This window comes from Alteromonas sp. D210916BOD_24 (assembly GCF_047159385.1).
Classification (GTDB): Bacteria; Pseudomonadota; Gammaproteobacteria; order Enterobacterales; family Alteromonadaceae; genus Alteromonas.
The window spans coordinates 1,537,091-1,558,295 of the sequence record NZ_AP038333.1; the positions used below are offsets into that span (position 1 = coordinate 1,537,091).

The 21,205-nt window shown below is 43.9% G+C and carries 19 protein-coding genes; 7 read left to right on the forward strand and 12 right to left on the reverse strand.

Going from position 1 to position 21,205, the window contains the following annotated elements; all coding sequences use genetic code 11:
* The first annotated feature begins 29 nt into the window (after positions 1-29).
* The 3 genes from ACMCM8_RS06655 (at position 30) to ACMCM8_RS06665 (ending at position 3,129) form a co-directional block, all read left to right on the forward strand.
* On the forward strand, positions 30-710 hold the full coding sequence (locus tag ACMCM8_RS06655; RefSeq protein ID WP_412726695.1) for a choice-of-anchor E domain-containing protein: 681 nt from the start codon (positions 30-32) through the stop codon (positions 708-710).
* Positions 711-1,194: 484 nt separating this feature from the next.
* Positions 1,195-1,935, forward strand: a complete 741-nt coding sequence (locus ACMCM8_RS06660; protein ID WP_412726697.1) for a MauE/DoxX family redox-associated membrane protein — start codon at positions 1,195-1,197, stop codon at positions 1,933-1,935.
* A 357-nt stretch (positions 1,936-2,292) separates the two neighbouring features.
* On the forward strand, positions 2,293-3,129 hold the full coding sequence (locus ACMCM8_RS06665; protein WP_412726699.1) for a tetratricopeptide repeat protein: 837 nt from the start codon (positions 2,293-2,295) through the stop codon (positions 3,127-3,129).
* 16 nt (positions 3,130-3,145) lie between these two features.
* Here ACMCM8_RS06665 and ppsR read toward each other — a convergent pair whose 3' ends face one another.
* A complete protein-coding gene (ppsR, locus tag ACMCM8_RS06670; RefSeq protein ID WP_412726701.1) occupies positions 3,146-3,958 on the reverse strand; it encodes a posphoenolpyruvate synthetase regulatory kinase/phosphorylase PpsR in 813 nt (270 codons plus the stop codon).
* A gap of 272 nt (positions 3,959-4,230) precedes the next feature.
* Between ppsR and ppsA the strand changes: the two genes are divergently transcribed.
* The gene (ppsA, locus tag ACMCM8_RS06675; protein ID WP_412726703.1) at positions 4,231-6,603 is read left to right on the forward strand and encodes a phosphoenolpyruvate synthase; all 2,373 of its coding nucleotides are present in this window, start codon (positions 4,231-4,233) and stop codon (positions 6,601-6,603) included.
* 260 nt (positions 6,604-6,863) lie between these two features.
* Positions 6,864-7,013 (forward strand): hypothetical protein, encoded by a 150-nt coding sequence (locus ACMCM8_RS06680; protein WP_412726705.1) that lies wholly within the window; start codon positions 6,864-6,866, stop codon positions 7,011-7,013.
* A 221-nt stretch (positions 7,014-7,234) separates the two neighbouring features.
* Here ACMCM8_RS06680 and ACMCM8_RS06685 read toward each other — a convergent pair whose 3' ends face one another.
* The 3 genes from ACMCM8_RS06685 to ACMCM8_RS06695 all read right to left on the reverse strand — a co-directional run bounded on the left by ACMCM8_RS06685 (position 7,235) and on the right by ACMCM8_RS06695 (position 10,584).
* A complete protein-coding gene (locus tag ACMCM8_RS06685; protein WP_412726707.1) occupies positions 7,235-9,499 on the reverse strand; it encodes a xanthine dehydrogenase family protein molybdopterin-binding subunit in 2,265 nt (754 codons plus the stop codon).
* On the reverse strand, positions 9,496-10,002 hold the full coding sequence (locus tag ACMCM8_RS06690) for a (2Fe-2S)-binding protein (protein ID WP_412726709.1): 507 nt from the start codon (positions 10,000-10,002) through the stop codon (positions 9,496-9,498). The genes ACMCM8_RS06685 and ACMCM8_RS06690 overlap by 4 nt, the downstream gene beginning before the upstream one ends.
* 366 nt (positions 10,003-10,368) lie before the next feature.
* The gene (locus ACMCM8_RS06695; RefSeq protein WP_412726711.1) at positions 10,369-10,584 is read right to left on the reverse strand and encodes a PGPGW domain-containing protein; all 216 of its coding nucleotides are present in this window, start codon (positions 10,582-10,584) and stop codon (positions 10,369-10,371) included.
* 323 nt (positions 10,585-10,907) lie between these two features.
* Here ACMCM8_RS06695 and ACMCM8_RS06700 point away from each other — a divergent pair, with 323 nt between their 5' ends.
* Entirely contained in the window at positions 10,908-11,336 is a 429-nt protein-coding gene (locus ACMCM8_RS06700; RefSeq protein ID WP_412726713.1) for a DUF4826 family protein, read from the forward strand.
* Positions 11,337-11,403: 67 nt separating this feature from the next.
* Here ACMCM8_RS06700 and ACMCM8_RS06705 read toward each other — a convergent pair whose 3' ends face one another.
* The 7 genes from ACMCM8_RS06705 to ACMCM8_RS06735 all read right to left on the reverse strand — a co-directional run bounded on the left by ACMCM8_RS06705 (position 11,404) and on the right by ACMCM8_RS06735 (position 17,667).
* Entirely contained in the window at positions 11,404-11,862 is a 459-nt protein-coding gene (locus ACMCM8_RS06705) for a GNAT family N-acetyltransferase (RefSeq protein ID WP_412726715.1), read from the reverse strand.
* A gap of 9 nt (positions 11,863-11,871) precedes the next feature.
* Positions 11,872-13,011 carry a JmjC domain-containing protein gene (locus tag ACMCM8_RS06710; RefSeq protein ID WP_412726717.1) on the reverse strand — a complete coding sequence of 380 codons (1,140 nt, stop codon included), beginning with the start codon at positions 13,009-13,011 and terminating at the stop codon, positions 11,872-11,874.
* 47 nt (positions 13,012-13,058) lie between these two features.
* Positions 13,059-13,739, reverse strand: coding sequence for an adenylate/guanylate cyclase domain-containing protein (locus ACMCM8_RS06715; RefSeq protein WP_412726719.1), 681 nt, complete (start codon positions 13,737-13,739; stop codon positions 13,059-13,061).
* Between the two features lie 79 nt (positions 13,740-13,818).
* Positions 13,819-15,186: an adenylosuccinate lyase gene (gene purB, locus ACMCM8_RS06720; RefSeq protein ID WP_412726721.1), complete on the reverse strand. Its 1,368-nt coding sequence runs from the start codon at positions 15,184-15,186 to the stop codon at positions 13,819-13,821.
* 13 nt (positions 15,187-15,199) lie between these two features.
* Complete coding sequence (hflD, locus tag ACMCM8_RS06725; RefSeq protein ID WP_412726723.1) at positions 15,200-15,826, reverse strand: high frequency lysogenization protein HflD; 627 nt, start codon at positions 15,824-15,826, stop codon at positions 15,200-15,202.
* Complete coding sequence (gene mnmA / locus ACMCM8_RS06730) at positions 15,826-16,935, reverse strand: tRNA 2-thiouridine(34) synthase MnmA (protein WP_412726725.1); 1,110 nt, start codon at positions 16,933-16,935, stop codon at positions 15,826-15,828. The genes hflD and mnmA overlap by 1 nt, the downstream gene beginning before the upstream one ends.
* A gap of 189 nt (positions 16,936-17,124) precedes the next feature.
* On the reverse strand, positions 17,125-17,667 hold the full coding sequence (locus ACMCM8_RS06735) for an rRNA large subunit pseudouridine synthase E (protein WP_412726727.1): 543 nt from the start codon (positions 17,665-17,667) through the stop codon (positions 17,125-17,127).
* A 518-nt stretch (positions 17,668-18,185) separates the two neighbouring features.
* Here ACMCM8_RS06735 and ACMCM8_RS06740 point away from each other — a divergent pair.
* On the forward strand, positions 18,186-20,405 hold the full coding sequence (locus tag ACMCM8_RS06740) for an NADP-dependent isocitrate dehydrogenase (protein WP_412726729.1): 2,220 nt from the start codon (positions 18,186-18,188) through the stop codon (positions 20,403-20,405).
* A 492-nt stretch (positions 20,406-20,897) separates the two neighbouring features.
* Here the strand turns inward: ACMCM8_RS06740 and cspD are convergent, their stop codons facing one another.
* Entirely contained in the window at positions 20,898-21,116 is a 219-nt protein-coding gene (gene cspD / locus ACMCM8_RS06745) for a cold shock domain-containing protein CspD (protein WP_412726731.1), read from the reverse strand.
* Between the last annotated feature and the right edge of the window lie 89 nt (positions 21,117-21,205).

The following is a 21,205-nucleotide window of genomic DNA, read 5'->3' on the forward strand; positions in this document are numbered from 1 at the left end:
GCTTATATGCCATACGATTTGGCGTTATCATGTTGAGAATAAAAATGTTTAAACGAATTTTGTCTGCTGTTGTTTTGATGGCTTGTGTTGGTTCTGCGAATGCAGCAATTATCAGCCAAGATATAGTTGTGCCCCGGAATAATGCTTTGTCAGATCCGATTGTACCTAAAATTAGGTTCCTCTCTTTTAATTTGTTTGACAATTTAGGTGGTACTAGAGTACTTGACTCTGTCGATATTCAAATGATAGCAAGTGGAACAGGTAAGCTGACATTTGTAAACAATAGTGCTTCAAGTGATACATTTAATGTGACATTTTCTACACTTGTTTCGCTACTTTTTATTGAACAAGGTTATAGTTTGGTTGCACAGCCTAGCGAGGTTATATCAGAATTTACGTTAGGTTCATTCGCTACACATGTAATTGAAAGAGGCGCTGGTGAAGTAACGGACACTGTAAGCACTTCTATAACGGACGCTGGTCTATTAGCGTTGTTTACTGGCAATGGTCAAAACGACTTTAGATTTAGTCATACAGGCAATAGTACTATCGGTACTGATGCGGATAACTATACTGTTACACGTACAACCTTCAGCCAAGGCAACGTGAATATTGTATATAATTACTCTTACGTTCCTGCGACTGGTAGCTTTAGCTTATTACTGCTAGGCATTGGAATGATGACACTCAGACGTTTTTCTAAAGCGTAATACATTCTAGCTTCAGTTTTTACAGCGCGCCTTACACAGTTGTTGTTAAGGCGCGTTCGTTCAACATCCCTTTAATTTATCTTTATCCCGCTTTTTCTTCTTTCTTTTTTTTGTATCCATCCTCGGGTTCAATTGTAAACTTACCTACTTTCCCAATTTTCATCTGAAAGCACTTAGACGTTAACTAAGTGTTACCTCATTGCTTACTTATTCAGGCCGGTTTTATTAACACGGTACGCTTTTTGTAACATTGCTATAGAAACCGTTATGACACTCATATTTTGGTTTTTTTATGCGTTATTTACCCAATGCGCGCAAATTTTCTGTAAGGATTACATTTGAAATGTGCGAATTGGGGGATAAGCGCAACATAAAAAACTTACAGTGGCTAACGAGCGTTTTTAAACTCAATGACTATTAACTCACACTCAGTATGTAGGACAGGTAGTAAAGTTCGAAGTGTGCTTAACAGGTGGAGGAAACGATGAATAAAACTGCAGTGTTATACAGGATGGTAACCGACGAACATATTTGCCCTTTTGGTTTGCGCTCAAAAGATTTACTCGAAAGAGAAGGTTACACTGTAGAAGATCATCACTTAACGTCTCGTGAGGAAACCGACGCATTTAAAGCAAAACACAATGTTAAAACGACGCCACAAACCTTTATCGACGAAAACCGTATTGGGGGGTACGACGATTTGCGGGAATTTCTTGGGAAAGGAGACGCAGCGCAAAGTGGTACTACTTATACGCCAGTAATCGCAATATTCTCGGTGGCTGCATTACTTTCTATTGCTTTTCAGTATTTTGTTAAAGGCGACTATATTTCAGTGCGTTCGTTTATGCTCTTTATTGCTTTTTCCATGTCATTACTGGCTGTTCAAAAACTCAAAGATTTATTCAGTTTTACCAATTCGTTCATCACTTACGATTTACTCGCCATGAAATGGCTCAGATACGCATACCTCTATCCTTTTATTGAAGCGTACGTGGGAATCGGAATGGTTGCTCAACTGCCTGCGTTACTCGTGGCGCCTTTTTCACTGTTTATCGGCACCATTGGTGCGGTGTCGGTGTTCAAAGCAGTGTATATAGACAAGCGAGAACTGAAATGTGCCTGCGTCGGGGGAGACAGTAACGTTCCACTGGGGTTTGTTTCTCTATCTGAAAATCTTTTTATGATGGCGGGGGCGCTTCTCATGTTAATGGGGGAGTGTAATTGAAATATATGTACTGAAATAATTGTGTCACACCTTAAACAGTCAGATTTCAGAGTGTTTTTATAGGTGCATTTTTGCGAGTTCTTTGCGTTGAGGTAATAAAATTGGCGAACACCTACCCAGCGCTTATAACCCGCTTTCGGAGCAGACGAGAAGTAAGCGGGGCGTAGGAGGCTTAGATCGTCAACGTTATGTTTTTTCTACCGAATTGACAGCGATTTATTATATACTCTGTCCATCAAACCGACCGCCAAACGTCGAACAATGCAATTATTACAAAAAAAACAGCGTTGGCTATGCTTTACATGGATAGTGTTATCAACCGCAGTGTACGGGGAGGATATTGAGGCAACATGCGATATGCAGCCAGCCGAATGTCTTTCTTATATAGATAGCCAACAGCAACAACAAGAAGTCGGATCCTCTCAATGGTGGGAGTTAGAAGCTGTTCAGCTTACCTGGTTATTTGACTTTCAACAAAATGACGAACTCTACGCTGAATTGCGCCCTTGGCTTAATAATCAGGATGTGCCTGAGCAGCACCAACCACTAATATCCATGCTATATGGTAAATGGTTAGCCAGAAATGCGCGTAATGAGGAAGCAAAAGAGGCATTAACACAAGCACTTAATGGTTTTGAGGCGCTTTATGATAAGCAGCACTCTCAACAAACCGCACTGCTTATCCTAAATTTGATGGTCGAACTCAATCGTTTTGAGCGAGCAGAGAAATTTGTAAAGGGACTGGTTGAAAAACAATATAAGGATGAGGCTTTCTACCGAGAAGTTTATGCTGAGCTCGGTCACATTGCTTATCTCAACAAAGAAAACACCAAACACATTAAATATCGTCTTGAATCACTGCATTGGGCGCTGAAAACCCCTGATGATCAACAAAAAGCGGTGGCCTATAATAATTATGCCATTGCACTGAGAATGAACGGTGAGTACAAAAAAGCGCGCGAGGCTTTTTTAGCAGGTCTGGATGTAGCGACGCAAGCGGGAGATGAAGTAAGGGTGAATACTATTCGTTTAAAACTAGCTGAATTGGCTCTCATTCAAAATAACCTAGACAAAGCGCATTTTTGGTTGAGAAAGGTAGAGGTCGATCACTTACCTTCAACAGCATTCGGTGAGTATCGTAAATTGTCAGTTAACATGCGAGATAGAATAGTGAAGGAAAGGGAGTCTCGCTAAACTCCCTAAGCCACAATTAATACTTTCTTCTCTTAAGGCCAGTTTCAGCCAAAATTTTGGCTGAAATTTCTTCGATGGAATATTTAGTACTATTTAAGAAAGGGATCTTTTCTTTGCGGTAGAGATTCTCTACTTCCCGCAACTCCATCCTACATTGGGGAAGCGATGCATATTTACTGTTCGCTCTTCTTTCAGAGCGGATCTGATGCAGTCGTTCAGCTTCAATAGTCAACCCAAAGAGTTTGTTTTTATAACGACGCAGGGCTGGTGGTAGTTTCAACATGTCACCCATATCTTCTTCGGTGAAAGGGTAATTTGCTGCTTTTATTCCGTATTGCAAAGCCAGATAAAGGCTGGTGGGGGTTTTGCCAGAGCGAGACACGCCCGTCAATATGATATCGGCTTCGTCATAATCTTTTAAATTCGAACCGTCGTCATTGGCCAACGCATAATTCACGGCTTCAATTCGAATATCGTAGGTGGTTTCGTGAATACTGTGGGTGCGGTGTTTTTCAGGTTTAGAAGGTACGCCCAGTACTTTTTCTAAAGGTGCAACAAACTGATCTAGAAAATTATAATTAATACCCACTGATTTAGAGATAATTTTGCGAATATCTACATTCACAATTGTATAAAAAACGAGCGGCCTTTCGCCGGTGTCTTGAAAACTTTCAGAAATTTGCTGTAGCACTTTGTGTGCTTGTTCCTCAGTTTCAATAAATGGAATGGTGTTGTGATTAAATGAAACGGGAAATAATGAAAGCAGGGCGTGGCCAAAGACCTCTGCAGTTATGGCGGTACCATCTGAAATATAAAAAGCTGTGCGCACAACATATCCTTAACATTGTTGTAATTTAATTACAAAAGTAATAAAGAGTTTACTTTCTGAATTACCCCATTCTAAGATGATTTTGTCGAAAAGCTATACGGTTCTCGTGAATGACAGCAAATTATCACGCTTTGTTGTCAAACGTATTGGACAAGGTTGGCTGGTGAACTATCACCTATTCGGTATAAATTAGATTTGTTTAAGATCAGATTTATTACTAATCTGAAATTAACCTCATACCCTACACATAAAAAAAGCTGGAGGCTTGGGCTGTGCAAGAATACGTACTTTGGTATCAAGAACTGGGCATGCATGATGTGGGTCGCGTAGGCGGCAAAAATGCATCATTAGGCGAGATGATTTCAAACCTGGCGAATGCCGGTGTGCAGGTACCAGGTGGCTTTGCTACCACCGCCGAAGCATTTAATGAATTTTTAGAGCAAAGTGGTTTAGAAGCAAAAATCCACGACGTACTGGATGTGTTGGACGTCGATGACGTTAACGCTCTCGCTGAAGCGGGCAAGAACATCCGTCAGTGGATTATCGATACGCCATTTCAACCACAATTAGAAGACGCCATAAAAGACGCTTTTACTAAGCTGCAAGGTGATGCTGGTGATGAAGCATCTTTTGCTGTGCGCTCGTCAGCAACCGCTGAAGATATGCCTGACGCGTCGTTTGCGGGACAACAAGAAACCTTCCTTAACGTGAAAGGTTACGACGCGGTTTTAGTCGCAATTAAGCACGTTTTTGCGTCACTATTTAATGACCGTGCCATTTCATATCGTGTACACCAAGGATACGACCACAAAGGTGTGGCTTTATCTGCCGGTATTCAACGCATGGTACGAAGCGACATTGCTGCTTCAGGGGTCATGTTTACCATTGATACTGAATCGGGTTTTGAAGATGTGGTCTTTATCACCAGTTCTTATGGTCTTGGTGAAATGGTTGTACAAGGGGCGGTAAATCCCGACGAGTTCTACGTTCACAAACCAACGTTACAAAAAGGTTTGCCTGCCATTGTGCGACGTAATTTGGGCAGCAAATTGACAAAAATGATTTACTCTGACGATCAGGAGCACGGCAAGCAAGTATCTATCGTCGATATCGATGCTGCTGAAAGCAAAACGTTCTCACTGTCTGATGAAGAAGTGATGGAGTTGGCCAAACAAGCACAAATTATAGAAGATCACTATAAACGACCCATGGATATTGAGTGGGCAAAAGACGGTGGCGATGGCAAACTTTATATTGTTCAAGCACGCCCTGAAACAGTGCGCAGTCGAGAAGACTCACAGAGCATAGAGCGCTTCCAATTAAAAGGTCAAAGCAACGTGGTTTGTGAAGGTCGCGCCATCGGTCACAAAATCGGTGCAGGTGTGGCCAAAGTCCTTGGCTCTATTGAAGAGATGGATAAAATCCAGGCTGGCGATGTACTGGTTACAGACATGACCGATCCCGACTGGGAACCTATCATGAAGAAAGCGTCAGCTATCGTTACCAATCGCGGTGGACGTACTTGCCACGCTGCAATTATCGCCCGTGAATTAGGTATTCCGGCGGTGGTAGGCTGTGGTAACGCGACTGAAAGCATTATTACGGGCGACAAGATTACGGTGTCGTGTGCCGAAGGTGATACAGGCTATATTTATGGTGATGAGTTAGAATTTGATGTGGTGACTTCACGCATTGATGCCATGCCTGACTTACCGTTAAAGGTGATGATGAATGTAGGTAACCCCGATCGCGCCTTTGATTTTGCACGCCTACCTAACGCTGGTGTTGGCCTTGCTCGACTTGAGTTTATAATCAACCGCATGATTGGTGTGCACCCTAAAGCGCTGCTGAATTTTGACAGCCAACCAGAAGAGTTGAAAGAAGAAATTAGCGATATGATCGCCGGTTATGCCTCACCTACGGAATACTACATTGAGAAATTAGTCGAGGGTATTTCCACTATTGGCGCAGCGTTCTCTCCTGAGAAAGTTATCGTACGCATGTCTGATTTTAAATCTAATGAATACTTTAACTTAGTTGGGGGATACCAATACGAGCCTGATGAAGAAAACCCTATGCTGGGTTTCCGCGGTGCAAGTCGTTATATTTCTGAAGACTTCCGCGATTGTTTCGCACTAGAGTGTGAAGCGATTAAACGCGTTCGCAACAAAATGGGCCTGACCAACGTTGAAATCATGATCCCATTTGTTCGCACTGTGGAAGAAGGGCAGAAAGTTATCGAATTGCTAGAAGAGCAGGGGCTGAAAAAGGGTGAAAACGGACTTCGTGTAATCATGATGTGCGAGTTGCCGTCAAATGCACTACTCGCTGACAAATTCTTAGATATCTTCGATGGTTTCTCTATTGGCTCTAACGACTTAACTCAACTTACTTTGGGTTTAGATCGCGACAGTGGCTTAATTGCTCACTTGTTTGACGAGCGTGATGATGCAGTAAAAGCACTTCTTTCTATGGCAATTCAAGCTGCCAAGAGAAGAGGCAAGTATGTGGGTATATGTGGGCAGGGGCCTTCTGACCACGAAGATTTTGCTGCTTGGCTCGTGGATGAAGGCATTGACTCAGTCTCGCTTAATCCTGATACCGTAGTTGAAACTTGGTTGTATCTGGCTGAAAAGCACGGGTAGGAAATTGTCTAAATAAAGAGGCTTATGTCCTTACGATGTTAAAAAAGAGACCTCTTGGTCTCTTTTTTATGCTAATTGACCCATCCTAAATAGCGTTGACTATCAGTCCCGATCTGCATTCCTCAAATAAACGCTGGTTATTTACTAAATCAATGCACAATTAGGTTCGAATGACATGACTTTGTGTAATTAAAAATGTAATATTACATAGTCACTTTCAGTATGTATTTACGATTATTAATTAACTTGGTTGAGTTCTTATGGCACATAATGACGGTAATGTTTCAGTAAACAACAACGAAGAGAATGTAGTGCAATCTCGCTCTATTGCAGAGCAGTTGGCAGATGCGCAGAAAGAAATTAACGATTTGAAAATGAAAATTATGTGGATGGAACGCAACTACGAATAAGTGGTTTGTCTACAATCTGCTGGAAATGCTATTTCAAAAAACGTGAAAGTATTATAGTTAAAAATGAAAGTTTTCATTTTTTTTGTTGTGTATTGTCCTAACACAGTAAGCGCTAAATAGCATAAATCCGCATTTTTTATTACGAAAAAAACAAAGGAGATCGTTATGATCTCCTTTTTGTTTTCATTTTGAATAATTTGCGATAGCCTGCAATGACAATATTAGGCTTTTAGTTGGTCGCCAATAGGTAATTGCCTAATACGTTTTCCACATGCTGCGAATATTGCATTACAAAGTGCAGGGGCGAACACCGGCGTAGCAGGTTCTCCTACACCAGCGGGCGGCGCATCACTTTGAATGACTTCAACGTCAACCTCTAAAGGGCAGTCACTCATACGAGGAACTCGATAGTCGTGGAAGTTACTTTGTTGTACCCGGCCTTTGTCGAAGGTAATACCTTCGCTAATGGCGGTAGTAATGCCGTAAATCGAGCCACCTTGCGTTTGGTTTTTAACTGTATCCGGATTAACCACAGTGCCTGCATCAATGGCCACCCAAGATTTGATGATGTTAAGATCACCTGCACCAGTAACTTCGACTTCCACAACTGTTGCTACGTAGGTTAGGAAACTACGATGAGCGGCAATACCTAGGCCACGCCCGTTGGGTAACGCTCGCCCCCAGTTCGCCATTTCTGCAGCCTTTTCAATCACGGTGCGCAAGCGTGCGGTATCCAGTGGATAGACAGATTTATCACCCCAATAATTCATGTATTGTGCGTTTTGTTCAGTGACATCAATAATTCTGTCTGGCCCAATAACACTTAACAGATAATCTTTAGGATCTTTTCCCGCTTTGTGCGCCGCTTCAGCAATAAATGACTGTACCGCAAAGGCATGAAAGATATTCGTTACTGAACGCATCCAACCTATCCGCGCTTTTGCCGGTGCTTCACCGCGCTCTAATTTTATGTTGGGCGTGTGAATGGGGTTGTCGGTAAAACCCAAGTCTAACTCAAAACTAAAGGGGGCATTGGCGTCTTGCTGGAAGGTTGAAGCGATAGGCGCAAAAGCGGTTCTATGCAAATAGGCGTCTATACCCCCTTCGTCATTCAGTGCAGCTTCTATGTGCTGACCTGAAACAGCGTGATAAAAGCCGTGTTGGATATCATCTTCACGGGTCCACTGTACGCGAATGGCTTTGCCTGTTTTCATCGACAGGTAAGCGGCTTCGGCTGAAAAGTCGGGTTTAGATTTTCGACCAAATGCCCCGCCTAACATCGTCACATGCACATTAACGTATTCTTTTTCTATACCCACCATTGCCGCAACGGTTTCCATGTCTGCCTGGGGATTTTGCGTCGCTGCCCACACATCAACGCGTTCCTTATAATACATGGCGGTGGCGCAAGGCGGTTCCATTGGGGCTTGAGTGAGGTGAGGGGCATAGTAGTCGACGACTAATTTATCGGTAGCCTTGGCTAACACGCTTATAGCGTCACCCTTCTCACGCACATGGGCTTGGGGAGCATTAACCGTTTCAAGTAGTTGCTTCTTAAAATGTGTGGAATTGTAGTCGCCATTGGCACCATCATCCCACGTTACGTTAAGTGCTTTACGACCTTGCCACGCAGCCCACGTGTTATTCGCAATGACTGCCACGCCACCTTTGGGTTGGAACTGCGGGGCTCCTTTGGGGGCAGGTATCTCTATAACATCTATTACACCCTTAATTGCTTTCGCTGCACTGGCATCAAAAGTAACGACTTTTCCGCCCACTACAGGCGGTCGTTCAATGATTGCAACAACCGCTTTTGGTTCGCGAACATCAGCCGCAAACGTGGCTTTTCCGGTCACAATATGCTGTAAGTCGATATGTGCCATTCCTTTATTGATATACCGCCATTGACTGCGTGACTTAAGAGTAAGTGCGTCAGGTTGTGGTGGGGTAATAGCCAGGGCGTCGTCAATTAATTCCTCATAAGCCAATTGTTTACCTGATGCGTGCTTTACAAGGTGCTGCTCAGCAACACAAGTCGCTGGTTCTACTCCCCAGCGCTTCGCTGCAGCGTATTGCATCATGTACCTGACGCTGGCACCCATTTCCCGAAGGCGTTGCATATTAAAGCGAATACTTCGAGAGCCATCGGTGTTTTGGTCACCGTATTTAGGGTCGCCTTTAGCCTGAATTACAATCACTTTTTCCCATGCAGCTTCCATCTCATCAGCGACGATTTGTGCAACAGCGGTGCGTATTTGCTGTCCCATTTCCGAGCGGTGACAGGTGATTTCGACAAATCCATCTGGACGCAACGCTACAAATAGGTTGGCCTGTTTAGCCATATCTGAAGGCGCCGTGAGTACGCCCGCCATTGCCCGTGGGGTGCTGCCAGTCAAATAAGTCCCCACAACCAGGGCGCCAGCAGCAACCGATCCTTTTAAGAAACGTCTGCGCTGCATATCGAAGTAAGAATTAGAATGGCTCATACTTCTTCTCCCATGGTGGCGGGGTTAAAGTAACTTACCTCAGCATTGCCCGCCATAGACTTGGCAGCCGACTTTATTGCTTTGTGAATACGTGGATAAGTACCACATCGGCATATATTACCGGACATATTACTCACAATGTCGTCGTCACTTGGATTTGGGTTGTTCGCAAGTAAACTAGCTGCTTGCATGATCTGACCGCACTGACAAAAGCCACATTGTGGTACTTTGTGTTCCACCCATGCCCGTTGGACGGGGTGATCACCGTTTTCACTTAATCCTTCAATTGTTGTTATAGCGAGGCCTTGTACTGCTGAGACGGGTAATACACAAGAGCGCTGTGCAATACCGTCTATATGAATGGTACATGCGCCACATTGGGCCATACCACAACCAAATTTGGGGCCAGTAAGATTGAGTTCGTCACGCAGATACCACAGTACTGGCGTTGACGGATCACCAGCAAATTCGTGTTTATTACCATTAACGGTAAACGTAATCATGGTCTTGTCTCCTTGAGTAAACGTCAGAGATAGCCCGTACATATAATACACGGTAAATGTCGTCACTATTTGACTAACGTTTACGTTGCCTGTTTGATGCGAACCTTTTTGTATAGACGCCTTCCACAGTTGTTTTAATTATTTGGAAGTTCGTTTAAGAGCCTGTCGCCCGAGAACCTTTGTTCAGTACATAAAGCAACGTTGACTAAGCAATAGGTGAATTGTTTACAGGGCACGAGATCTCATGTTTTACGTTAACACGGCTTTTATTTTTTCACACAGTGTTAAGACTAATCGCAATAGCGTTGCGATAAAAAGATGAGAGAGGTAGCAGAGTGGGGAACGACACGCCTATTAACTTATTTTTTAGCGTATTTTTCGCAACAACAAGAAGCGATCGATCTTACGGGCGCCAGTTGACATCGATTTTTGGCTGAACTTAAGCCAATTACGCGCGCGCGGCCAGTCATAGCTAAGCAACATAAGGCCGCCGACTACTAGTAAAATTGAACCTGGTAATAAGGTTAATACAATGCCACTGATAAACATGATTGTGCCAACGGTAAGTCTAACAATTCGCATGATGAGTAGTTTCCTGAAATAACACTTATAAAACCCAAAGGTAAGTAATAGAGGCCTCTCATTGAAAAGCCTAGTTCATAATGGGCAAATCAGCGCGTAAAGCCAATGGAATAATTGTAACTATTTGTCAATTCCACCACTTCACCGCCATTTTGATGATTAATTGGACACTTAACACGCACTTTTACCAACCAAGTGGTTTAGCGCTAGATAACCTATGAAAAATACAGTACAAAGAAGTATAAGAGAACCCAGTGGGTTTCGGTTAACCTTTGTGAAAAGACCAGCAGAATGTCTGGCAATAGAATAAAAAAGAGATCGTGATGGCAGAACAACCACAGAACCAACAAATTAGTGAAGAAGAACGCGCACAATGGGTGCAAGAACAGTTTCAGCGCGCCAATAAGCATTTAGCTGAGAACGGTGTACTATTTCAAAGTGTAGTGGCATCAGAAAGTCGTTATTTAGTACCTTATGTAGCAGTATGGAAAATTAAAGCCCAAGACAACAGTAAATTCTGGGTTATAAGTGGTGATCTACCTGCCGATTTTACCCCGGAAGGTAACGCGCCAAATGCGCGCGAAGCGATGAAATATTTTTCAATGATGTGGCAAATGAAAGCCGCAAATTTACGAGCGGCGCAGCACGACAACGCAGCCCAGGAAATGGCTAAGTTGTTGGAAACCAGAGCAGAAGGGCTTTACCGCATTCAAAGCTATGATGAGCTTTGGGCGGCGCAGGAGCAAGAATAAGCCTGTGACCCTATTGAGCAGTGGCATACAATTTTAGTACTACATGTATCGCGAAGAGCAGATGACCCTAGTGTAACTGGGTCACGTCAGGTAGCTGAAAATGATCAGCTGAGCACTTCAAACGCTGGCGGGGTACGCCAGCGTCCATAAAGACCTGGCCGTCAGGTATGAAACCGATGGATTGGTGGTAAGTGACGCTATCAAGGTTGCACACCACGTTAACCGTGGGTACGTTATTTTGTTTAGCTACCGCGATAAGGGCAGTACAAAGGGCTCGATAGACGGGTAACGTTCTGTGGCTGCGTTTTACGGCAATTCTTCCCAACTCGCCTTTTTTTGTTAAACGCCCGGTTGCAATGGCTTCACCATCGTCATTGAGAACTAATACATGGAAAGCGGTATGATCGTGCTCATCAAATTCACTCGCTTCGGGAACGCGCCATTCTAACACAAATACATGTTCCCTAAGCGCTTTTAGTCGATGCTTATCCTTTTCCCAATCGACGTTTTGAACGATAAACGCCATAGCTGTAATTTATTCCTCGTACCATTCCCAATAACCGTTATTAATTAGTGTAGTTAAGGTTTCTAAAAATGTAAAAGAGGGGGCGTCTAAGCAGCAATTAGCGTTAATGATGTTCCCTGATGCCAGCGCTTCAAACCATTCTGTGTCTTCCTGATTGAAATTAAACTGAGAGCCGTTGACGAATAAAGCACGAGGTAATCCAGCGTTTCCGTCACACAATAGCGGTCTGACACCAGCGGCAGGCACAAAACCAATGCCAGCGGCGAATTGGTTCGATACTGCTTCCAGCGACATGTCATCATCTAACGGATATTCAGGAATACCTTGTTCACTCATTGCTTCTAATAACGCTCCGGTGAAATCGTCGGAATTAATTGCCTGTATAAGCTGTTGTTTTAGCGCGTTGATGTCTTTGACACTAACGTAAGCACCATTGCTCTGAGAGGAGCGTTTAGGATCGGTAAAGCGCACATTCCCATCACCTTTGTCTAGCATCATTGCCAGACTTTCTGCCAGTTGTAAATTATCAGGCGCGCGATACCCCACCGAATAGGTCAAGCTATCTTGAATGGTTATACCGTCATGTGGCCAACCTGGTGGTACGTATACCACATCACCTGGCTCAACAACTACATCAATAATAGGCTCGAAGCCTTCTATTTGGCGCAGTTTTGGATGAGGACACACCTCTTTATAATTGCCGGGTTCACCGACACGCCAACGGCGGCTACCTTTGCCCTGTACAAGAAATACATCGTACTGGTCTATATGTGCGCCAACACCAGCGCCTTCGGTCGCATAGCTCACCATCAAATCATCTAACCGCCAATGGGGAATAAAAGAAAACGGCGCGAGTATCGGGCTTACCTCGGCAATATATTTATCGACCCCTTGAACCAATAATGTCCAATTTCCTCGGCACACTTTGTCAAAGCGTTTGATAGGGCCTTGTTGAACATGCCACTTATTTTGGTGCAAGCTGATAATCCTAGCGTCAATTTCAGACTCTTGTGCCAGACCCGCTAAGTCATTTTCATCGATAGGATCATTAAAATCTTTAAATAGCCCTTTAATTACCACAGGTTTTTGTTGCCAGTATTCTGATAAAAATGTATCGATATCTAAATTTTCAAGTTGGTAACTTTGCATAGCGTCTCTGGTTTTGATGCGTGGAACTTACACTGTGGAGCGCATTATCAATGAAGTTGGCGCCTTTTTCCACTTAAGCATTGCGAGTGCCAAATAAAATCAGTTTCTGCGACAAACGCGTTCATTTCGGCGATTTTGGTCTTAAAGCGGGTCGACACAAAATGCCGTTTAAGCGATGGCGAAATAGCAGCAAAAGATGTGGGACACAGCGCGACGGAATTATTGTGCGTGTAGTGTTCCAACATAGCGGCACAATTCACAGTTTCACCCCATATGTCGTATGCACCACACTGACGAAGGGAACGTCCACTTATAACATTTCCACTGGCGATTCCTGTTCGTAGTCCACAACGCTGTTTTATTAGAACTGGATGGTGTTTTATCACTGTATTGGCAGCACAGGCGAAGGCGATACTTTTCGCAACAGCCAAGGGGAGCGGTGATTGACTGTGATTTGGCAGAGTTTGATGGGAGACGCTATCTGAGGCACTGTACAGAATATATTGATCACCATTTGTCTTTAAGGGGGTAAGCGAATGCTCAAGCGCTAAGGTATCAAATAGTTTGAAAATGGTATCGATGAGGGCTGCACTTTTGTTGTCGCCTAATGCCAGCACCAGTCGTTGAAACCCTGATAGGTCTGTGAAAATAACTGTAGCATTGTGCATCTTCCTCTTTCCATTCATGGTTGTACGAAGTGGAAAAGGATGTCTGATTGGCACTTCCATGTGCTTACCTCATGAATAAAAAGTAAAAAAAAGCGCGGTTGTCACACCGCGCTTTAATATTACTGACTAATCAGTTGAATTATAACTGGTCAACTAGCCTGATTGCATCACCGATATAGGTCGCGGGTGAAAGGGCTTTAAGCTCTGCTTTAGCGTTTTCAGGCATGTCTAAATTGTCGATAAATTCAGCAATGACTTGTGCATTGACTTTTTTACCGCGGGTGAGTTCTTTAAGTTTCTCGTAAGGTTTTTCAATACCGTAACGACGCATAACAGTTTGGATAGGCTCTGCAAGCAATTCCCAGTTGTTGTCTAGTTCGTTTAGCAGGCTTTGCTCGTTAACTTCTAGTTTGCTAATGCCTTTTAACGTCGCTTGGTAAGCGATAACCGCATAACCCACACCCACACCTAGGTTACGTAGCACGGTTGAGTCAGTCAGGTCACGCTGCCATCGAGAAATAGGCAGTTTCGCTGCTAAGTGATCAAAAATCGCGTTGGCCAGACCTAAGTTACCTTCCGAGTTCTCAAAATCGATAGGGTTAACTTTATGCGGCATGGTGGAAGAACCAATTTCGCCAGCAACGGTTTTCTGCTTAAAGTGACCGAGTGCAATATAACCCCAAACGTCGCGATCAAAGTCGATAAGAATGGTATTAAAGCGCGCAATGGCATCAAACATTTCCGCAATGTAGTCGTGTGGTTCGATTTGCGTGGTGAACGGGTTCCAAGTAAGACCTAGTGAGGTAACAAACTTCTCTGAAACGTCGTGCCAGTCAACATCTTTATAGGCTGACAAATGTGCATTGTAGTTGCCTACAGCACCGTTAATTTTACCAAGCAGCTCAACACCTGCGATTTGGCTACGCTGACGCTTCAGGCGAATAGCCACGTTTGCCATCTCTTTACCCATGGTGGTAGGAGAAGCGGGTTGACCGTGAGTACGTGCCATCATCGGTACGTTTTGGTAACGCTTTGCAAGCGCTACTAGCGCTTCGATTAATTTGTCACAGTATGGAAGAATAACCGTCTCACGTGCTTCGCGAAGCATTAAACCATGAGAAAGGTTGTTGATGTCTTCAGATGTACAGGCAAAGTGAATAAACTCATTTACCGCTGACAGTTCACTGTTGTCGGCCACTTTTTCTTTAAGAAAGTATTCAACCGCTTTTACATCGTGGTTGGTTGTGCGTTCAATCTCTTTGATGCGCATGGCATCTTCAACACTAAACTCCGCTACTATTTTGTCGAGTAGTGCATTTGACGTGTCTGTAAAGGCAGGAACTTCTTCAATTTGTGGGTTTGTAGACAGCATTTGTAACCAACGTACTTCTACTTCCACGCGGTATTTTAATAAGCCGTATTCACTGAAAATACTGCGTAATTCTACGCTTTTGCCAGCATATCGACCATCGACAGGGGAAATTGCAGTTAACTGACTCAGTTCCACCTTAAGCTCCTCACTAGTTTATTAATCGTAGTGCCTTTACAGCACTGTTAAGAATGTGTTTGCGTTTAAACAGTATATTTCGTCTTTTGCCACCCATCTGTCGCCACATTACCGCAGCGCGCACACCGGCCAATAACAAGGCTCTTACCTTGTGTTGTGTGGCAGGCTGGCTTAGGTAATCAGGATTACCCGCCACTTGAATCCGCGGGGCAAGGGGACTGACAATGTCGCTATAGATGCTGGCTAGAGATGCCACTATTTGTGGGTTTTGAAAGTCAATATGCGCCAATTGTCGTTGAACGTGGGAGATACGTTCTGCCAGTTCTTGCATCGCTTTAGGCTTTTTCGCTAACTTTCTTTCAAGACCCAAAATGCTGGCTATATAGCGCGTTAATTCAGTGTCCTTTGTCGCTTGTTTATCAGACAGTTGTGCCGCAAGCGTTGAATAACCCAGTTTTAGATTACTGAGCTGGCCAAATACGTGTTGCGGTGTTTCAGGATCGGTAACTAGAATGCTCGAAAGACTGGCTTCTATGGCTTCATTATCGGCATTACCTCGACGGGCCAATTGCTGGACTAATGAAGCAGCCTGACAAACACCCGCTAGGGCAAGGTTATTTTCAATATCGGTATCTAACATCAGCGGATATAACTCTCAATAATGCCACCACCCAGGCAGACTTCATTTTGATAAAACACAGCAGATTGACCAGGCGTTACCGCTTTTTGCGGCTCATCAAATACGACATTGATCGTGTCATTATCAATTGGGGTGATTGTGCACGGGATGTCTGCTTGGCGATAACGGGTCTTAACAACAGCGCGCATGGGCTCGTTGATCACTTTGCGGTCAACCCAGTGTAATTGTTTTGCCACCAAGCCCTTTGAGTATAGGCGAGGGTGATCCGCACCTTGTCCAACAATCAGTACGTTGCGTTGAACGTCTTTGTCTACAACGTACCAAGGTTCATCGCCGTATTTAGCTAAACCACCAATGTGCAACCCTTTTCGCTGGCCAAGTGTGTGGTACATCAACCCTTCGTGTTGACCAATTTCTTCGCCTTCTGCGGTTTCGATAATACCGGGTTGGGCGGGGAGATAACGAGCTAGAAAATCTTTAAACTTGCGTTCACCAATAAAGCATATACCGGTCGAGTCTTTTTTATCGTGGGTGATCAATCCTTGCTCTTCAGCAATTTTTCGCACTAATGGCTTTTCGATTTCACCGACCGGAAACAGGGTTTTCGCAACGTGTTCTTCACCTAGGGTATAAAGGAAATAACTCTGATCCTTGTTGTTGTCTAAACCCCTTAACATTTGCCACTTGCCATCCACTTCACGACGGCGCACATAGTGACCAGTAGCAATGTAGTCGGCACCTAAGTCTTCAGCTGCAAACTCAAGGAAGGCTTTAAACTTGATTTCTTTATTGCACATGATATCGGGGTTAGGTGTGCGGCCTGCCTTATACTCCTCAAGAAAGTATTCGAAGACATTATCCCAGTATTCAGCGGCGAAATTAATGGTGTGAAGTTCTATACCCAGTTTATCGGCTACCGCCTGAGCATCTTTTAAATCTTCCGCAGCTGCGCAATACTCGTCGTTATCGTCTTCTTCCCAGTTTTTCATGAAGAGACCTTCAACCTGGTAACCTTGTTGTTGTAACAAAAAGGCTGACACCGATGAGTCGACACCACCAGACATGCCAACTATGACTTTTTTGCTTGCGTTAGATTCAATATCACTCACTACGTATTGCACACTCAGTTAATTAAAAAGGACTTGAGAAGTAAGGACCAATTGGTGGTTTTCAAGTCACCCCCAATTAGAACGAAACCGTTCCAAAACACGTGAAATTATTGTGATTTGTGAACGTTGTTTATTCGTCACTCAATCATGGCCCGTTTTTGAGGTCGCGGATTTTAACATATTAACGAACTAAAATGCGACGAATTTGCCGTTTTCAATGCCGTCAATGGTCCAATTTCCGACGCGATAGCGAATTAAACGCAATGTGGGGTAACCCACGTGTGCAGTCATGCGTCGTACTTGTCGATTGCGTCCCTCAGAAATGGTGATAGATAGCCAACTCGTTGGTATATTTTGTCTAAAGCGCACTGGCGGGTGTCTTTCCCACACGTTGGGCGCTTCCATTCTTTTTACTTTAGCGGGTTTAGTCATACCATCTTTGAGCTCTACGCCCTCACGCAAGGCAGCAATAGCCTTGTCGTCAGGAATGCCTTCTACCTGTACCCAGTAGGTCTTGCTGGTTTTGGCCTTTGGGTGAGCGAGTTTGTGTTGTAATTTACCGTCGTTGGTGAGCACCAATAGGCCTTCTGAATCTCGGTCAAGTCGACCCGCAGCATACACATCAGGTATATCAATATAGTCTTTCAGCGTTTCTCGCCCATCTGCATCAGTAAATTGAGACAGTACCTGAAAAGGTTTATTGAACAGAATAACCTGGGTTTTCGAAGTCATGAAAAATCTCTAGGGCATTAATAGTGGGGTGGGTATTAGGTGATACGTCACGCAGTATATCACAAATTGAATATCACGGGTTGAGTTGCAATAACCCTATACGTCTCGGCGATGAAATAATCCCCTGTTTTTGACGATATTCATTGATCTTATATCTTAAGACAATGGTATGACTTGTAACTAAAACTTTCGACCCTATACTAGTGGACGCAGTTATAGACAATAGACTGTGCATTCGTACGTTTAATAGGCAATATTTCCAGGGCATAGTGTCTAATTTGTTATCTGGGACAATAAAAGATCTACCCTCCATATTAGGTTTACGCCCCAAAAATTGCTTATCGAAAAAAGACGACGAGGACGAAAACAGCAAGTGACCAAATGGTTTCAATACATTTGGAAGAGAACATCAATTACGTATTGCAATGACGTTGGGCGCGGTGTTTACACACAGCGAGTTGTTGCGTATCAATGGACGAAAAAACGGCAGTACGCTGCCGACAATATTGAGGTATATAATGACCAAGTCTAAGATCATCTACACGAAGACTGATGAAGCGCCTATGCTGGCGACCTATTCATTGCTTCCTATTATCCAGAAGTTTGCTGCAGCTGCAGATATCGATGTGGAACTCAGCGATATTTCACTTGCTGCTCGCGTATTGGCAAATTTCCCAGAATACTTGTCTGAAGACCAGAAGGTGCCAGATGCACTTGCTGAGCTGGGTGAGATGACGCAAGACCCTAACGCTAATATCATTAAGCTGCCTAATATCAGTGCCTCAATTCCTCAACTTCGTGCCACTATCAAAGAGTTAAACGCGAAAGGGTTCAATGTACCGGCTTTTCCTGATGCACCAAAAAATGCTGAAGAAGAAGACATTCGGGAGCGCTATGGAAAAGTATTGGGTAGTGCAGTAAACCCTGTATTGCGTGAAGGTAACTCAGATCGCCGTGCGCCAACTGCAGTTAAAAATTATGCCCGTAAGCATCCTCATTCAATGGGTGAATGGTCTCAGGCATCGCGTACCCACGTTGCGCATATGCGTGGTGGTGACTTTTACTCGGGTGAAAAATCAGTCACCGTTGAAAAAGACGGCTATGTCAGCATTGAATTCACGGGTAAAGATGGTAGCAAGAAAACCCTTAAACCTCGTGTTGATTTACTGGCCGGTGAAGTCATTGACGGCATGTTCATGAGCAAGAAGGCCTTGTGTAAATTCTTTGAAGATCAAATTGAAGATGCGAAGAACACAGGCATTTTATTCTCGCTTCACGTAAAAGCCACCATGATGAAGGTGTCTCACCCTATTGTATTTGGTCACTGTGTTAAAGTGTTTTACAAAGACCTTTTCGACAAGTGGGGCGACCTGTTCAACGAGTTAGGTGTTAACCCTAATAATGGTCTTGGTAGCGTATACGACAAAATAGCCAGCTTGCCAGAAAGTCAGCGTTCTGAAATCCAGGCTGATATTAATGCATGTTATGCAGATCGTCCTCCTATTGCGATGGTAAATTCTGACAAAGGCATTTCAAACCTGCACGTACCCAGCGACGTTATCGTAGACGCATCAATGCCTGCGATGATCCGTAATTCAGGTCAAATGTGGGGACCAGATGGCAAGCCGCATGATACGAAAGCCGTTATTCCAGAAAGTACCTACGCGACTATCTATCAGGAAGTGATCAACTTCTGTAAGACCCATGGTGCGTTTGACCCAACGACGATGGGTACAGTGCCAAACGTTGGCTTGATGGCACAGAAAGCAGAAGAATACGGTTCACACGATAAGACATTTGAATTACATGCAGATGGTACTGTATCAATTGTTGATCAGGACGGTAACGTGCTTATATCGCACGACGTTGAAGAAGGCGATATCTGGCGTATGTGTCAGGTAAAAGACGCGCCAATTCAAGATTGGGTAAAACTAGCCGTAACACGTGCTCGCCAGTCTGGTATGCCAGCGGTATTCTGGCTTGACGATGAGCGTGCTCATGACGCTCAACTAATCAAGAAAGTTGAGAAGTACCTTCAGGAGCATGATCTTGCTGGTCTGGACATTCAAATTATGTCGCCAGTACGCGCAATTCGTTACAGCATGGAACGTGCAATCCGTGGCTTAGACACCATTTCGGTGACAGGTAACGTACTTCGTGACTACCTGACTGATTTGTTCCCAATTTTAGAGCTTGGCACCAGTGCTAAAATGCTGTCAATTGTACCGCTAATGGCTGGCGGTGGCCTTTACGAAACGGGCGCGGGTGGTTCTGCACCTAAGCATGTCCAACAATTTGTTGAAGAAGGTCACTTGCGTTGGGATTCGCTGGGTGAGTTCCTCGCCTTGGCAGTGTCGTTGGAAGATGTTGCTATCAAGCACGACAACCCGAAAGCCAAAATCATTGCTACGGCATTAGATAGAGCAACCGAAAAACTGCTTAATAATGGTAAGTCACCGTTGCGTAAAGCAGGTGAATTAGACAACCGTGGTAGCCACGTATACCTGGGCCTATACTGGGCAGAAGAAGTAGCAAACCAGACTGAAGATGCAGGTTTAGCTGCGCAATTTAAGCCTGTGTATGATGAATTGTCGGCTAAGATTGACAGCATCATTGCTGAAATTGATGCGACTCAAGGTAAGCCGCAGGATATCGGCGGTTACTACTATCCTGACGAAGACAAGCTATACGCCACTATGTCGCCTAGTGCTACATTGAAAACCATTCTTGGTGCGTAATTTTATTGTCTAACAGGCTAACGTCTAGCCACTAGCATTGTATAAAACCCATTGGATAACCCAATGGGTTTTTTTTATCTACTGTATATGTAGCTACTAGCACCTTAAACCTGTTTATTTTAGTAAGGCTTTACACCTTCAACGGTATGTAGTGTAGGGCGTGTATTCCACGGTAACGCAAGAACTAGAGTAGGTAATCGAATGTGAAATTCGAACTTATAATAACGTTAACGGTTAAATAATTTATCGAAGCGCAAAGCTTTACACCGCTTCGTCCATTACTTTCTCAACCAAAAGTAAAAGTGAGTTAGGGGGCAGAAACAAATTTTGATAAATGCGGGAGACGCTTCTAATCATAAAGCAATGCAGTGTAGAAGGGAGATAAGTGACGGCTTAAGAATTTATAAAAAAGCAAAGCCTAGCCGGCAGCATTAAAAAAGGCCACTCAAAAGCAAAAGCCCGACAACCGTGTCGGACCTTTAGAATTCTTTCTTAACGTTCAGGTTCTTCTTTGAAGCCGATATTTTCAGCGTGGAGACCTTTTGGGCCTTGCTGAATTTCAAACGTCACTTCTTGTCCTGCTTTCAATGAACGGTAGCCGTCCATTTGAATCGTAGAGTAGTGCGCGAAAATATCTTCTCCGCCGTCCTCGGGTACGATAAATCCAAAACCTTTTGCGTTGTTAAACCATTTAACTTTACCAACCGCCATACTTCGACTTCCTCTTAATCCTTGAACTCATACGTATATGCCCCCATTATAGATCCAGAGACACAGTGAACTGAGTATTAACGAACAGC